Source organism: Pseudomonas sp. 3-2, assembly GCF_019710535.1.
Lineage (GTDB): Bacteria > Pseudomonadota > Gammaproteobacteria > Pseudomonadales > Pseudomonadaceae > Aquipseudomonas > Aquipseudomonas pharyngis.
In genome coordinates, this window is the sequence record NZ_CP081200.1 from 1,574,640 (window position 1) to 1,588,937 (window position 14,298).

At 56.8% G+C, this 14,298-nt stretch carries 14 protein-coding genes and 2 pseudogenes; 9 read left to right on the forward strand and 7 right to left on the reverse strand.

Annotated features, from left to right (window positions below; translation table 11 throughout):
• Nucleotides 1–21: 21 nt before the first annotated feature.
• Both K3819_RS07110 and K3819_RS07115 read right to left on the reverse strand, forming a co-directional pair.
• Nucleotides 22–948, reverse strand: coding sequence for an S-4TM family putative pore-forming effector (locus K3819_RS07110; protein WP_221398913.1), 927 nt, complete (start codon nucleotides 946–948; stop codon nucleotides 22–24).
• A gap of 4 nt (nucleotides 949–952) precedes the next feature.
• Entirely contained in the window at nucleotides 953–1,951 is a 999-nt protein-coding gene (locus K3819_RS07115; protein ID WP_221398914.1) for an SMODS domain-containing nucleotidyltransferase, read from the reverse strand.
• A gap of 158 nt (nucleotides 1,952–2,109) precedes the next feature.
• On the opposite strand from K3819_RS07115, the pseudogene K3819_RS07120 reads away from it, so the two are divergent.
• Nucleotides 2,110–2,709: pseudogene (locus tag K3819_RS07120) on the forward strand (transposase); the annotation flags it as partial.
• Nucleotides 2,710–2,798: 89 nt separating this feature from the next.
• Here K3819_RS07120 and K3819_RS07125 read toward each other — a convergent pair.
• Nucleotides 2,799–3,089, reverse strand: coding sequence for a DUF3077 domain-containing protein (locus tag K3819_RS07125; RefSeq protein WP_221398915.1), 291 nt, complete (start codon nucleotides 3,087–3,089; stop codon nucleotides 2,799–2,801).
• Between the two features lie 401 nt (nucleotides 3,090–3,490).
• On the opposite strand from K3819_RS07125, the pseudogene K3819_RS07130 reads away from it, so the two are divergent.
• A pseudogene (locus K3819_RS07130) lies at nucleotides 3,491–3,673 on the forward strand (type II toxin-antitoxin system HicB family antitoxin); the annotation flags it as partial.
• 79 nt (nucleotides 3,674–3,752) lie between these two features.
• Here the strand turns inward: K3819_RS07130 and K3819_RS07135 are convergent.
• A complete protein-coding gene (locus K3819_RS07135; protein WP_221398917.1) occupies nucleotides 3,753–4,643 on the reverse strand; it encodes a DUF2950 domain-containing protein in 891 nt (296 codons plus the stop codon).
• Nucleotides 4,640–6,040 carry a DUF3300 domain-containing protein gene (locus K3819_RS07140; RefSeq protein ID WP_221398918.1) on the reverse strand — a complete coding sequence of 467 codons (1,401 nt, stop codon included), beginning with the start codon at nucleotides 6,038–6,040 and terminating at the stop codon, nucleotides 4,640–4,642. Before K3819_RS07140 ends, K3819_RS07135 begins: the two co-directional genes overlap by 4 nt.
• A 257-nt stretch (nucleotides 6,041–6,297) precedes the next feature.
• Here K3819_RS07140 and ppk2 point away from each other — a divergent pair, with 257 nt between their 5' ends.
• A complete protein-coding gene (gene ppk2, locus K3819_RS07145; protein ID WP_221398919.1) occupies nucleotides 6,298–7,122 on the forward strand; it encodes a polyphosphate kinase 2 in 825 nt (274 codons plus the stop codon).
• 61 nt (nucleotides 7,123–7,183) lie between these two features.
• Here the strand turns inward: ppk2 and K3819_RS07150 are convergent, their stop codons facing one another.
• Entirely contained in the window at nucleotides 7,184–7,375 is a 192-nt protein-coding gene (locus tag K3819_RS07150) for a DUF1508 domain-containing protein (RefSeq protein WP_039772660.1), read from the reverse strand.
• 275 nt (nucleotides 7,376–7,650) lie between these two features.
• Here K3819_RS07150 and K3819_RS07155 point away from each other — a divergent pair, with 275 nt between their 5' ends.
• From K3819_RS07155 to K3819_RS07180, 6 genes are all read left to right on the forward strand, one after another.
• Complete coding sequence (locus tag K3819_RS07155; RefSeq protein WP_221398920.1) at nucleotides 7,651–8,619, forward strand: glycosyltransferase family 2 protein; 969 nt, start codon at nucleotides 7,651–7,653, stop codon at nucleotides 8,617–8,619.
• A gap of 3 nt (nucleotides 8,620–8,622) precedes the next feature.
• Nucleotides 8,623–9,333, forward strand: a complete 711-nt coding sequence (locus K3819_RS07160; protein ID WP_221398921.1) for a bifunctional 2-polyprenyl-6-hydroxyphenol methylase/3-demethylubiquinol 3-O-methyltransferase UbiG — start codon at nucleotides 8,623–8,625, stop codon at nucleotides 9,331–9,333.
• On the forward strand, nucleotides 9,330–9,716 hold the full coding sequence (locus tag K3819_RS07165; protein WP_064594141.1) for a GtrA family protein: 387 nt from the start codon (nucleotides 9,330–9,332) through the stop codon (nucleotides 9,714–9,716). Before K3819_RS07160 ends, K3819_RS07165 begins: the two co-directional genes overlap by 4 nt.
• On the forward strand, nucleotides 9,713–11,809 hold the full coding sequence (locus tag K3819_RS07170; protein WP_221398922.1) for a DUF6311 domain-containing protein: 2,097 nt from the start codon (nucleotides 9,713–9,715) through the stop codon (nucleotides 11,807–11,809). Before K3819_RS07165 ends, K3819_RS07170 begins: the two co-directional genes overlap by 4 nt.
• Before the next feature lie 73 nt (nucleotides 11,810–11,882).
• Nucleotides 11,883–12,809, forward strand: coding sequence for a LysR substrate-binding domain-containing protein (locus tag K3819_RS07175; protein ID WP_221398923.1), 927 nt, complete (start codon nucleotides 11,883–11,885; stop codon nucleotides 12,807–12,809).
• A gap of 57 nt (nucleotides 12,810–12,866) precedes the next feature.
• A complete protein-coding gene (locus K3819_RS07180; protein WP_221398924.1) occupies nucleotides 12,867–13,232 on the forward strand; it encodes a 5-carboxymethyl-2-hydroxymuconate Delta-isomerase in 366 nt (121 codons plus the stop codon).
• A gap of 3 nt (nucleotides 13,233–13,235) precedes the next feature.
• Here K3819_RS07180 and K3819_RS07185 read toward each other — a convergent pair whose 3' ends face one another.
• On the reverse strand, nucleotides 13,236–14,171 hold the full coding sequence (locus K3819_RS07185) for a LysR family transcriptional regulator (RefSeq protein WP_064594151.1): 936 nt from the start codon (nucleotides 14,169–14,171) through the stop codon (nucleotides 13,236–13,238).
• Nucleotides 14,172–14,298: the final 127 nt, after the last annotated feature.

The following is a 14,298-nucleotide window of genomic DNA, read 5'->3' on the forward strand; positions in this document are numbered from 1 at the left end:
TCATTAGAGGAAAATTGGTAATTACCTAAATCTTTCTTCAAGTTGACGTGTGGTCAGGCGCATAATGTTTTCATCAGGATTACGCAAAATTTTGTAGAAAAAATCAGGAATTAACCAGTCGCTTTTTCGTTTTACATACAATTGGTCTTGAATTGCTTCAATGGATTTGTAAATTTCAGAATCGTTTTGATTTTGTGCCGCATTGGTAAGTGATTGGTCTAGACACTCAAGTAACCGTTCTGAATTGGAAATAGAGGTTTTATTTTCTTTTAGGGTGTTGTAGCCATAATCCAGGGTTGGACCAAGCAAAGCTGTCAAATTCGTAACGATAGCTGATGCAGAAAGGTCGAATGCAAAGCACAATATAAGAGCTGCTGCGAATATCAGAATGCCGAAAATTAGCACAATGTAGTTTATTTTTTTACGCAAGCTGGCGTCCCAATAGAGCGAAGAGTTCTGACATATCAGGATTTGAAATTTATGTTGAACTGCGTCGCTTTTGACGGCATACCAATCTCGCAGTTTCGCGTCTGTGTGTTTTCGGAGATACCATTCGCCATGTTTAACAATGTCTTCGCTTCTCGGCTGTGAGCCAGCTAAGGCGCTATTCCACCCAAGATTAAATATTTCCCTATCAAATTTTTCCTGAATTTTTGCAGCCAGCTCTCTTGTTGAATCAATTTTTTCGCCAATAATCAGCTTATCTATGGTTAGGACAATGATTGATGCTACGGCCAGCCAGTTCGAATAGTCGCGCTGTTGGAAATTGAAATATTTTGCAAGCTCTTCTGAATTCAGCCCAATAGATAAGAATGTTAAAACGGTCATCATCACAACGTTGAGCATGATATAGCCGTTGTTGTATTTCTTAGCTATAGAGTATAGCCTCCTGAAAGCAGCAATTTTCTGTATGTTTTCAGGGGTATTCTGTTTATTTTTGATAGCCATACTGTTACCCATACGTGGGAAATTCGCTGCCGAAAATTTCACGCCATTTGTTGATAGACCCTTTTTGGTCCTTCTCCGTTTCTAAGCGTCTCGCTTCAGTAGCTCTCTGATAGTCAAGACTAGCTCGGGCGCTGATGCTTATTTTTTGTTCGAAGCTAAGGGTGTTAAGATCGCCCTGAAAACCTTTGGGATCTGCAACGTATTGATATACAGCTGATGAGATATGATTGAAAATAGCTGGTAAGGACATGTCCACAAACTGCGAACAGTCCGTTCGGTTTTGATAGTAATTTAAGATAATATTTTCTAATAGGTATGAACCCATTGTGTGCATTGTCGAACGGCTATTCCAGAATTTCACCGTTCTGATTACGTTAAGTAAATTACCATTGTTTTGTTGGTTGATTGAGGCTGTCCGATTTTTGTCGACGCGTGGATCGGCTTTTTTCCAATCACCGCTACCGTTAGGGATGATGTAAAAATTCTTTCCAAACTGCTCGACGGTAAGGAAACATGGGACAATATCGAACGACCAATCCTTGTTAACCAAATTTAGTAATACTACTTCTTGTCGTCTGTTTATCTCTGCGCTTCTATAATGGTAGATATTTGCCAGACTTGATTTGAGTTTGTTGAGTATTTTTATTGAACTTATCGTTTTGTTGTCATCTTTTGTGTACTGGTAGAGCCTGCTGGACGTGTCCGTGAGGCTGAGCGTGATGTTGTTTGGATCATAGTCGTTATACGTCGCTCCCTGCGCCATTAGACAAAAAAACATATCTACGTCATCAAGGGGTCTTTTCTTGGTCCGCCGCGAAAATGACCCATAATTTATGTCTGCGTCAGTATAAAGGTATGGGAAATAATCGACTGTGGCCTGTAGGCCTTGAATTCGGCTTCGTAAATTATCTCTATCCAGTCGAGCGGCTTTGGTATCTTCGGGATCTAAATTAACGGAATTTTGTAGGAATTCGTTAAAAGCATTGATCACAGTGGTAGCCATGTCGCGTCCTTTTTTGAGAGTCCTTGCCTCCAATTGGATCACAAAATTCAGCGAGTCGCTATCAATGTGCCACCTGCTTCTGACGAGGTTCGGATGTAGTGGTCTAATGAAACCAGACACCCATTTAGGCGAGAATGTTCGCCAGACAGAGGTGTCTGATGACCAAGCAATGTCGTTCCTTTTCCGCTGAATTCAAACGCGGGCGGTAGGCCTCGTGCTCGTTCAAGGCTATAGCCATATCGAAGCCTGCCGTTCGCTCGGAGTGTTCGAGTCCGAACTGCGACGCTGGGTCAATCAGCTCCAGCAGGAGCGCAATGGCGTCACTCCGCACAGTAAAGCGCTGACGCCTGAGCAGCAGAAAATCCAGGAACTGGAAGCTCGAATCGCTCGTCTTGAGCGGGAGAAATCCATTTTAAAAAAGGCTACCGCGCTCTTGATGTCGGAAGAGCACGAGCGCACACGCTGATTGATCATTTGATTGCTCGAGAGCCGGTCGATTGGCTTTGCACAGTCTCTGATGTCTCTCGTTCGTGTTACTACCCCCACCGCCTCAGGCGCCGAACTCCAGACGTTGAGCGGGTTCGGTTGCGCAGTCGAGTCAATGAGCTGTTCACCAGAGTCGAAGCGCTGCCGGCAGCCGCAGCATCGTGTCGATGATGAAGGAAGATGGCGAGCAAATCGGACGATTCAAGGTGGGTGGCCTCATGTGGGACCTTGCGTTAGTCAGCAAACAACCTGAATCACATGCCTACAAACAGTTTTCCCTCTGTCTGTATTTGAAAAGCCCCATGTCTAAACAGCAGCGGGGCTTTTTCCTTTTTCTGGAGGGCGGTGCGTGACGTAATCGTTATTTTTCTGTGCTCAGCGTTCTTGCAGGCCTCGGCGAAACAGCCTTCACCACATCATCAAGAACCGCCTTACCCATCTCCGTCAAGAAATGCGCAGCCCAGGCATATCGGTCCGTTTCTCTAATGAACGCCGCATCTTCTGCAAGTGCCTTGGCGAGGGCCAGCAAATCAGAAGCTTGAGCCAACGCCTGGCTGACAGGCACCCCGGCGCTGACATGAAACAAAGGAATGTCTGAGCAATACAGAAAGGGCGTAGCCCCAGTGGTTTTTTCTTCAGGTGCATCATGCATGTGTAACTCCTTGACTGTGAGGAGCTGCCACTTTCGTTTCCAAGCGAATGGGTGGCAGCTGTGCGCAGGTTGGAAACCGGGAGTCAAGGAGACCGGCACGCCCGAGGGCGTCCCACGCACAGCCGCCATAAAGCAAATTTACGGGCGTAAGAAGTCGCCAGCATTTGTCAGGGGCGCTGTTGCGTGACTCGTCGGGTTTCCAAGCCCGGCCGCTGAATAGGCAGCGACGTCTTGAGAATATCCCGCCGAAAGAAAGGCCAACAAGGCAGCAACCGGCCGTTATGCACAGCTACAGCTCATTCACACGCAACTCGCGGATTCTGCCTACAAGCTCGTTTTGAGTCACCTGATTATTCTTGTCGGCGTGATGCTCAAGCCTGATAACGACAAGGAAGTACCCGATGAACGTGATGGGCTACAACGGCTTCACCGCCCGCATTGGGTACAGCGACGAGGACGGTCTTTTTGTTGGTCATATCGAAGGAATAAAAGATGTTGTCGGTTTTCATGGTGAGTCGATCAACGAACCCCGTAAGGCATTTGAAGAAGCAGTCGCAGACTATCTGGAAACTTGCGCCAAGCTCCGATAAGTAAAAGAAAGCCCCGTAGCTGAGAAGCTGCGGGGCTTTTTCGTTTCTGATCCGGCGCAATTCGACACCCCAACTACTTCTGCCCCAAATCCACCACCTCCCAACTATCATCCGGATCAAACCGCGTCATCGCCTTCGCCACCTTCTCCCCATCCGGCCCCAGATCCTTCTGAAAAACCTGGCCCTCATGGCTGATCATGAAGCTCATCACCCCGGTGTCGGCATACTTCGCTGGCCAGGCGATCAAGGCGAATCCGCGGCTCATCTTGTCTCCAATCAGATAGCTGTAGGCGCCGCCCGGGGCTGACGGGCCTTGGGCGTCGAGGATGCGGAAGTGGTAGCCGTGCCAGTCTTCGTCGTTGATGGCCTGGCCGAAGGCGGGGCCGAGGGGGCTGATCTGGCCGCTGTCGTCTTCTGGCCAATAGAGGCCGTCGTGTTTGCCGGGGGAACTGAAGATTTTCTGTGCGTATTCGAGGGCGCCGTCGCGGTCTTCCGAGGCGTAGTCCATTTGCGCGTCGTGGTAGGCCAGCGCCGATTGCACTGCCGCCAGTTCGTTGCGGCCGATGCGACGGGCACGGATTTCGACCTGCGCGGCTTTCATGTCGAAGCGCCAACCGGTTTTGTCTTTGATGAGGGGGATGGGCAGCGTCCAGTGATCGGGCCCGACGGAGAGTACGGCCTTGTTGTCGCCGGTCTTTTCCAGGGTGTGCTGTTCGCGGTATTGCTGCAGGAAGGCATCGACATCGCTGCGCTGCACGCCTTCACGGGGAATGAAGCTGTGCCATTCCTCGCCCAGCAGTTCGGTCAGGCGTTTTTGATCGGCGTGTTGCGTGCCGAGGGCTTCGACGAAGGCGTCAGCGGCTTTTTCCGGGGTTGGAAACACTTGCTGGGCCGAGGCGAGACTCGAAAATGCGAGGCCGGCCGCGAGGGTCAGGCAGTTTTTGACCAGAGAATGGATGTTCATCGACGGCCACCTCCTCTCTGACGCATGCCCCCGCCGGATGGCCGGCTGATCTGATGTCCGGCGGCGCGTGAAGTATTGGGACGTTGCGCAGAAATCTGGCTGGCACGGCCGCGATCAGCCTGGACGCGGGTCTGGGACGGAGAGCGCGCGCCGGCGAAGGCGTTGTTTCGCGCACTGCCCGCGGCGGGTCGGTTTTGATTCGCACGGGTTTCACGTTGATTGACGCCGGGCTGGCGCGCCTCCCGTGTGTTGCCTTGAGCGCGGTCGGCGGCTCTGGGCCTGTCCGCACCGCCCTGCATCCGGTTGCCGGCATTGGCGGATTGCGCTTCGCGGACTTGATTGCGGGCTTCCCGATTGCTGGAGGCGGGGCGTTCGAAACCGGCTCTGTCCATCGAACTGCGCGCCCGTTCCCGAGCCTGCGTCCGCTGCGCGTTGTCCCCGCGATAGGCATCACGCTGAGCCGCGCCATCCAGCTGCCGGCCATATTGCGTACGGCTGCGGTTGTCACGATAGGGCACGCCATCGCGATGCACGGTGTTGTGCTGCCACTTGTTCTGGTTGTTGGTGATCCGGTTGTTGGCGTTGATGTTGTTGTAACGGTTTACATCGATGTCGATATCGTTATTGCTCCAATCGCAGTCGCCCCACAACGACGCGACGACCGCCACGCCCGTACCGAAAGCCAATCCTGCCACCAGTGCCTGACCCGGGTAATAAGCGGGCGGCGGTGGGTAATACACCGGCGGCGAGGCCGGATAAGGCCAGGTGCCGTAAGTGGTCGTCGGGTTATAGGTCGGAACGTAGACCACCTGCGGATCGGCGGGCTGAATGATGATGGTCGTGTTGTCGGCCGGCTTGGTTGTCCCGGCAGAGATGGGCGGCGTTACGTTCTGCACCGTCACATTCTGATATTGATTGCTCTGCAGATTGCCCGCCGCCTGCGCCTGACGCCGCAAGCGCTGAACGCCGGCCATGAGTTCGTCAGGCTGGGCCAGGAAGGCATCCCCCAGACGCTGCACCCAGACCGGATCCTGCCCCAGTGTCGCCAATACCTGCGGAAACGCCACCAAGGCCTGCACGCTCGGGTCCCACGTCTGGCTGGCCACTTGCTTGACCGCGTCATCGCCCTTGGCATCCGGATGGGCCTTGGACCAGGTCACGGCTTCGGCGACTTCTCCCGGATAGGTGGCGGCCATCAGCACTTGAGCGAGCAGTGGATCGGGATACAGCGCAATCGACGCGAGCATCTGGTCGAGCTGCTCCGTGGTAAACACGGCATCTTTGGCCGGAACGGTAGCCGCCGCTTGGGCCTCAGGCGCATCCGCGGCCTGCACCAGGACCGGTGCAGCGCTCAAGGCGAGCATGAGCGACGCGGCACGCAAGAGCGAACTGTGCATGACCTCTTCCCCACATCCAGATGGCAGGTTTGCAACACGCGAGGCATCAACGGCCGACATCGGAAGCTGCGCCGTGATGGAGAATGGTTGGCGATTGGCGTTCCGTCAAAAACTGCACAGGCTTTTTCGCAATAAGCACGTTGCCTGAGCGTTACCGCCCGTTTGCTTGCGTTTTGCGATAAATGACTAAACTTTCCGGTTCCAGGTCATGCATTGCCGACGAGCCTGGCTGTCGTTCCAACCCGAGAGGTCTGGTCATGGCAAAGGGAAAGAAGAAAGGCTCGCCCCGAGAAAAACCTGACGAACATATAAAACTGTCGAACAAGGACTACCTTGCCGAGTTGCGCCGCCTGCATATCGAACTGGTGAAAATGCAGGAGTGGGTGAAGGCCGAAGGCATCAAGATCTGCATCATCTTCGAAGGCCGCGACGGTGCAGGCAAGGGCGGCACCATCAAGGCGCTGACCGAGCGGGTCAGCCCGCGAGTCTTTCGCGTCATCGCGTTGCCGGCCCCAACCGATCGCGAGAAGAGCCAGATGTACCTGCAGCGCTATCTGCCGCATTTGCCGGCGGCCGGCGAAGTGGTGATCTTCGATCGCAGTTGGTACAACCGCGCCGGCGTCGAGCGGGTGATGGGCTTTTGCACGGACAAACAGGTCGACAAGTTTCTCAAGACCGTGCCGCTGGTGGAGCGCGCAGTTGTCGGTTCGGGGGTGATCCTGCTCAAGTACTGGCTGAATGTCAGTCAGGAAGAACAGACCCGGCGCCTGGAGGCGCGCATTGTCGACGGTCGCAAGATCTGGAAGCTGTCGCCGATGGACCTCAAGTCCTACAGCCGCTGGTATGACTACTCCCGGGCGCGGGACGACATGATCGAAGCGACCGACACCGATTACGCTCCATGGCTGGTGGCCAACTCGAACGACAAACGTCGGGCGCGGCTCAATATCATCTCGGATCTGCTCAGTCGCATCCCCTACAAGGAGGTGCCGCGAGAGAAGGTGACCTTGCCCAAACGGCAGAAACCGGGCGGTTATAAAGAGTCGGATTATCCGTTCAGGCACATTCCCGAGAGGTTCTGAAACCGCATTCGTTCAGTCGCCGGAGCTGCCAATACAGGCAGCCCGGCGTCTTGGGTTTTCCTCAGATCTCCTTGACCGGTGTCTCACCCTTCACACCTTTGATCAACTCGATCACATGCAGACAATCCGCCTTGTTCACGTACGATTCGCCACTGGCGACCGTCTCGTGATTCCCCGCCCTTAATCTCCAGCGCCATTGGCCTTTACCGGTGCTCGGGGTGCCTTTGGATTGCCTGTAAATCTCGAAATACATTCAATTCGCTCCATGCGATGCGTTTGTGCGACAACCTGTCGCTTCGACGCAAGCCTAGCGGAGCGCGGTTTTTTGGCTATCGAGGATTTGTTTCCAATCGTTGGAGAATGTTTCCGTCAGGTGCGGGGCAGAGCGTCGGGATCGACCTTTGGATTGGCAGGTACGTCCTCGCGGCGCCCTTGCGTGACCTGGTTGGGTGCTGCTTAATACGGCGAGGCTCATGGCGTCGAATCCGTTTCGGCGACCCATCAACACTATAAGAAAAGAGCACTCCATTGACCCATCCGCACGGAACGCAACACGCGGGCCCGGTGACGCTGTCGCTGGTAGTGCCCGTATTCAATGAAGAGGACAGCCTCGACGGTTTTCTCCTGCGCATTCGTCAGGTTTTCGAGCAAGAGACGCTGGTCGAGCTGGAACTGGTGTTCGTCAATGACGGCAGTTCCGATACAACACTGGAGCGCTTGCTGCACTGCCAACAGAGCGACTCGCGCATCCGTATCGTCGATCTGAGCCGTAACTTCGGCAAGGAGGCGGCGCTGTCCGCCGGTTTGCAGACGGCCACCGGGCAAGTCGTGGTGCCAATCGATGTCGATCTGCAGGACCCGCCCGAGGTCATCCTGCAAATGATCGAGCGCTGGCGCGAAGGTTTTGAAGTGGTGCTTGGCCACCGCATCAGCCGGCGCAACGACTCCTGGGCCAAGCAGACTTCCGCCGGTTGGTTCTATCGCCTGCACAACAAAATTGCCGAACAGGCATTACCGGAAAACGTCGGTGATTTCCGGCTGATGGATCGCTGCGTGGTCGACGCGCTGCTGACGCTGCCCGAATCCCGGCGCTTCATGAAAGGTCTGTTCGCCTGGGTCGGATTTCGCACCACCCAGGTCGAGTACGAACGCCCGGAGCGGGCGGTGGGGCAGAGCAAGTTCAATGGCTGGCGGCTGTGGAATTTCGCCCTCGAAGGCATTACCAGTTTCAGCACCGAACCGTTGCGGATCTGGACGTATCTGGGAGCGCTGGTCTCTCTGGCGTCATTCGCCTTTGCGATGTTCATTGTGCTGCGCACGCTGATTCATGGCGTTGACTTGCCCGGTTACGCCTCGCTGATGGTGGCCGTGACGTTTCTCGGCGGTTTGCAGTTGATTGGCATCGGCGTGCTCGGCGAGTACCTGGGCCGCACTTATATCGAAGCGAAGCGCCGGCCGGTTTTCCTGGTGCGCCGCATCTACGAATCCAAGGACTGACAGATGGACCTCAAGGAAACCGACATCCTCGGCGACAGCATCGGCGAGCATTGGTATTACTGCTCCAAAGCGGCCGCCACCCGCCGCTTGCTGGGTGAAACGCCGATCAAACGAATTCTCGACGTCGGCGCCGGTTCAGGATTCTTCTCCCATCATTTGTTGAGCCACACAGCGGCGCGCGAAGCGTGGTGCGTGGACATCAGCTACCCGGCCGATTCGAGCGCCACCACCGCCGGTAAACCGGTGCATTACCGTCGCTCGATCGACAACGTCGACGCTGATCTGGTGTTGCTGATGGATGTGTTGGAGCACGTCGATGACGACCTCGGCCTGCTCAAGTCCTACGTCGATAAAGTGCCATCCGGCAGCCGCTTTCTGATGACCGTGCCGGCGTTCCAGTTCATGTGGAGCGGGCACGATGATTTCCTCGAACACAAGCGTCGCTACACACTGACGCAGTTCGAAAACCTGGCCGCCGATGCCGGGTTGCAGGTTGAACGAGGCGCCTACTATTTCGGCGCGGTGTTCCCCATTGCGCTTGCCTCCCGTCTGTTGCCTGGTGCTGCCCATGGCTCGGCCCCCCGTTCGCAGCTCAAGCGCCATCATCCGCTGGTCAATTCCGTCCTGAAGACGCTGTGCCGACTTGAGCTGCCTTTGATGGGCACGAACCGTCTGGCGGGTTTGAGTGTGTTCGTGCTGGCGCGCAAGCCGTGACACCCACCGAAAGATCCGCCTTGATCCAGCGCGGCTTGCGCTTCGCCGTGACCGGTCTGTTTGTCACCGCATTGCATGCGTTGGTGGCGGTGCTGTTCATCAACTTCGTCAGCCCCCTGCCTCCGTTGGCCAACGGTGTGGCTTTTATTGTGGCGACGTTGGTGTCCTACGTGATCAACACTACCTGGAGTTTCTCGGCCCGACTGCACGGTAAAACCCTGCTGCGTTTCATGCTGGTTTCGGCGGGTGGCTTTCTGTTGGCGATGTTCGTGGCCTGGGCGGCACAGATGGCAGGGCTGCACTATCTCGCCGGAATCGGTGCCGTGGCGCTGACGATTCCGGCATTCACCTTTGTACTGCACAACTTCTGGACGTATCGATGAAGGACTCACAGGAGCACCCGGCACTTTCCCTGTTGCCATTGTTTTTGGGTGCTCTGGTGTTTTTTCTGGTGGTCGGACCGCAAGCGCTGAACCCGCAGAACATTACCTGGCTGGAGCAGGGCGATCCGGCCACGCATTATCTGGGCTGGGCGTTTTTCCGACATTCGCCGTGGACTTTCCCGCTCGGGCTCAATCCGTCATATGGATTGGAACTGGGTAGCGCGATCATTTTTTCCGACTCCAATCCACTACTGGCGCTGTTGTTCAAACCATTCAGTGCCTGGTTGCCGGACACCTTTCAGTATTTCGGATTGTGGCTGCTGGCCTGCTGTGTCCTGCAGGCCTGGTTTGGCTGGAAACTGATGGGGCTGATGACGGCCAATCCCGTGATTCGACTGCTGGGTGCCGGGCTGCTGGTGTTCTCGCCAGCGATGTTCTTGCGCATGGGCGGGCATCTTTCACTGGCCGGCCATTTCCTGATCCTGGCTGCGTTATACCTCGCGCTGCTGCCGAACCTGCGCCGACGGCGCTTGGCCTGGGGCACCTTGCTGGCGGTGACGGCATGGGTGCACGCCTATCTGCTGGCCATGGTTGCGCTGATCTGGGTAGCGGATCTGCTGGGCAAGACATTCAATCAGTCACTGGCCCGGCGTCAGGGTTTGATCGAGGGCGGCATGCTTTTCGCCCTGGTGAGCATGTGTTGCTGGCAGGCCGGGTACTTCAGCATTGCCGATGGTGCGGCCTCGGGCGGTTTTGGTTTGTACCGGATGAATCTGCTGTCGCCCCTCGACCCGGCCGGCTGGTCATTGATCCTGCCCGACCTGCCGAAGGCTGACGGAGATTACGAAGGTTTCAACTACTTTGGCCTGGGCGTTCTGTTGCTGGTGCCGCCGGCTTTTTTGGCCTGGCTGCGCAACCGGCATTCCTTGAAGGATGAAGTACGTGCTCGTCCATGGCTGTTGCTGGTCATGCTCGGTTTATGGCTTTTCGCGCTGTCGAACCGAATAGGCATTGGGGCGTTGACGTTCGAGTATCCGCTGCCGGATGGCGTCATTGCCCTGGCCAGTATTTTTCGGGCCTCGGGGCGGATGTTCTGGCCGGTGTTGTATGCCTGCATCCTGACCATGATTTTTCTGGTGATACGCGGTTACCGGCCACGCATCGCCATCGCTCTGCTTGCCGTCGCGTTGTTGATCCAGGTTGCCGACACCCGCAGCGGATGGATGGCTATCAGGCAGGGGAAAATGCTCGCGCCGTCATCGGTCTGGAGTAGCCCGATGGTTGATTCCTTCTGGGCCAGTGCTGCTGCGCGTTACGCCAATGTGCGCAGCCTGATGCCGCAGAATCAGAGCGATCGCTGGCAGATGATCGCCGGTTTCGCAGCGACCCACGGGATGAAAACCGATGCGGTGTATCTGGGACGCATGAGCACTTCGGCGCTGATGCAAGCACAACAGAAAGCACGCGCGATGTTCGATTCGGGGCAGTACGACGCGGACTCCTTGTACGTTCTTGATGACGACGCTCTGGTCGATGCCGCATGGAGCATCAGCAGTGAAACCGATCTGCTGACGCGCGTGGACGGGGTAGCGGTACTGGCGCCTGGCTGGAAGCGCTGCAGGGAATGCCTGCAGATGCCTGATGAAGGGCAGCAGATATTGCTCACGCCCCTCACTCGTCCAGGGCAGACGCTCACCTTCAACTATCGCAACCGACAACTGGCCAGCGGCTGGACGAAACCGGAAAGCTGGGGGACGTGGACGGAAGGACAACAGGCGAAAATCCAATTGAGAGTATTGCCACCGGCACGCTCGATCGTGATCGACGCATTGGCATTCATTCAGCCCGGGCACCCCGGCCAGCGGGTGATCGTCAGCCTGAATGGCCAACAGGTACTGGAGACCCGTTTGACGCAGTTTCAAGGCAACCGCCTGGAGATTCCGATCAGTGCCGCGCTCAACCAGCGCCTCGGGAGGGATGACCGGCTCGACATCGAATTGCAGCTGCCGGATGCCGTCAGCCCTCGGCAGCTGGGTATCAACGACGATTCGCGGATTATGGGCTTGGGGCTGAAGACGTTAACGGTGCAATGACGCAGCGTTTCGATGGACGCCGCCCCCACGGCCTTTCTACACTGCCGCCATCTGGGGATCGGGGGGGCAATGGATGAACCGCAATGAACTTCGCAAGGCCGACATCAACCTGATGGTGGTGTTCGAGACCTTGATGCTCGAACGCAACGTGACGCGGGCCGCCGAGAAGCTGTTTCTCGGCCAGCCGACCATCAGCTCGGCGCTCAACCGTCTGCGCACCCTGCTTAACGATCCGTTGTTCATTCGCGTCGGTCATCGCATGGAGCCGACTGCTCGTGCCGAAGACATTTATCGCCATCTCAAGCCTGCGCTCGACTCGCTGTCGGTAGCGTTGAGCCTGACCCGGGATTTCGATCCCGCCGTCAGCACCATGACGTTTCGCATCGGTCTGTCGGATGACGTCGAATTCGGTCTGCTGCCACCGTTGTTGCGCGCCTTGCGCCAGGAGGCGCCGAGCGTGGTGTTCGTCGTGCAGCATGTCGATTACTGGCGGATTCCCGATCTGCTGGCCGCGGGCGATATCACCGTCGGCATCAGCCAGACCCGCGGCCTTCCGGCCAATGCCAAGCGCAAATTGTTGCGGCACATTCAGCCGAGCATCCTGCGTGCCGACAAGTCCGACACGCCGCTGACCCTCGATGAATATTGCGCACGTCCTCACGTGCTGGTTTCCCACACCGCGAATGTCAGCGGCTACGCCGATGAGTGGCTGGCAGACATCGGCCGCACCCGTCAGGTGGTGTTGTCGGTGCCGCAATACAGTTCGTTGCCGGCGCTGCTGGCGGGCACCGATCTGATCGCCAGCCTGCCGGACTACACCGCCGACGCCATGGCCGCTTCCGGGCTGCTGTTCAAGGAGCCGTTCCCGTTCAAGACCCCGACTCTCGACCTGTCGATGGTCTGGCTCAGCCACGTCGACAGCGATCCGGCGGAGCGCTGGCTGCGTTCGCGGCTGGAGCAATTCATGAGTGAGCGGCCGGTGATGTCGTCGTTGGCGTGAGTCAGGCGTTGCTGTGTTATATCTACGGCCTTTTTGCCGAACCTCTGGAGCACTGACATGCCACACCTGCACCTGGAATACACCGCCAACCTGCCGCAACTGAACGCCGACCTGGCGTTGATCCGGCTCAACAACACGCTGGTGGGCTCCGGTCAGTTCATGCAGGAATTCGATATCAAGAGCCGCGCGATCAAGGTTGAAACCTTCAAGGTCGGCACCGCCATGAACGAGCGCGCCTTTGTGGCGGTAAGGCTGGCGCTGCTCAGCGGTCGTTCCTCGGAGATCAAGACGCAACTGTCGCAGAGCCTGTTGGCGGTATTGCAGGATCTGTGTGAATGGCCGGCCGGGGTTGAGGTGCAGTTGAGTGTGGAGCTGCTCGACATTGACCGGGGGGGCTACAACAAGATCGCCATCGGCGTGTAGAACTCAGGCCGTTTCCAGCTCCGCGCAGGTCTTGATGACCTGCTCGCGCAGCCAGAGGTTGGCGCTGTCCTGATCGACGTTGTGGCTCCACTGCATGTCGAGGGTGAACCCCGGCAGACCGTTCGGCGCCTCGCAGTGGTTGAACACGGCATCGTTGGTCAGCAAACGCTGGATACGCCGGGGCAGGGTGAGGATGAAATCGGTACCGGTGATCATCTTCAACGCCGCGCTGTAACTGTTGGAGCGGGCGACGATCTGGCGTTTCTGCGCCTGGCGCGCCAGCCAGCCATCGACCATGTTGGTGGTCGACGTCCACGGTGTCGGGAACACATGCCGGCGTTCGGTGAAGGCTTGCAGGCTCAGGCGCGGCTCCAGCGGCGTGGCGCGTTTGTCGAAGACGCAGACCAGGTCATCTTCCAGCAGCATGCGTGACTTCAGGTCGGCGTGGCTGCGATGGAAGTGTGGGCCGAAGCAGATCACCAGATCGAGGCTGCCGTCGCGCAGCTCTTCGACCGGCACGTCGGTTTCGAACTTGTGCATGTTGACCATCACCGGCAAGTCATCGAAGTCGAAGCGCTTCAACATTCGCGGCAGGATCAGTTGTTCGAAGTATTCCGGGGCGCAGATGTTGAAGGTCACCGGTTGCGCCATCGGGTCGAAGGTCGGGGCGCCGGCGTGGCACAGGTTGATGCTTTCGAGGATTTTCTGCACATGGCCGTACATGCTGCTGGCCTTGTAGGTCGGGCGCATGCCCGTGCGGGTGTTGACGAACAATTCGTCTTCGAAGCTGGTGCGCAGTTTTTTCAGGCAGTAACTGACAGTGGACTGACTGACGAACAGCGCCTCCGAGACGTCGGTGACGCTGCTTTGCTCATACACGGCGACAAACACCATGAGATCCTGCATGTCGAGCTTTCTAAGCAAGTTACTGTTCAGCATCCGTTCTGTCTCGCTGTGCTCCTTGCGCCGAATCCGCGCAAACGTGTGCGCATGATCGTAACGGAACGATGGTGCCAGGAGAAAGCCCTGTAGGACATTTCACGGTCAGTTGTGGGACAGAAAGTTT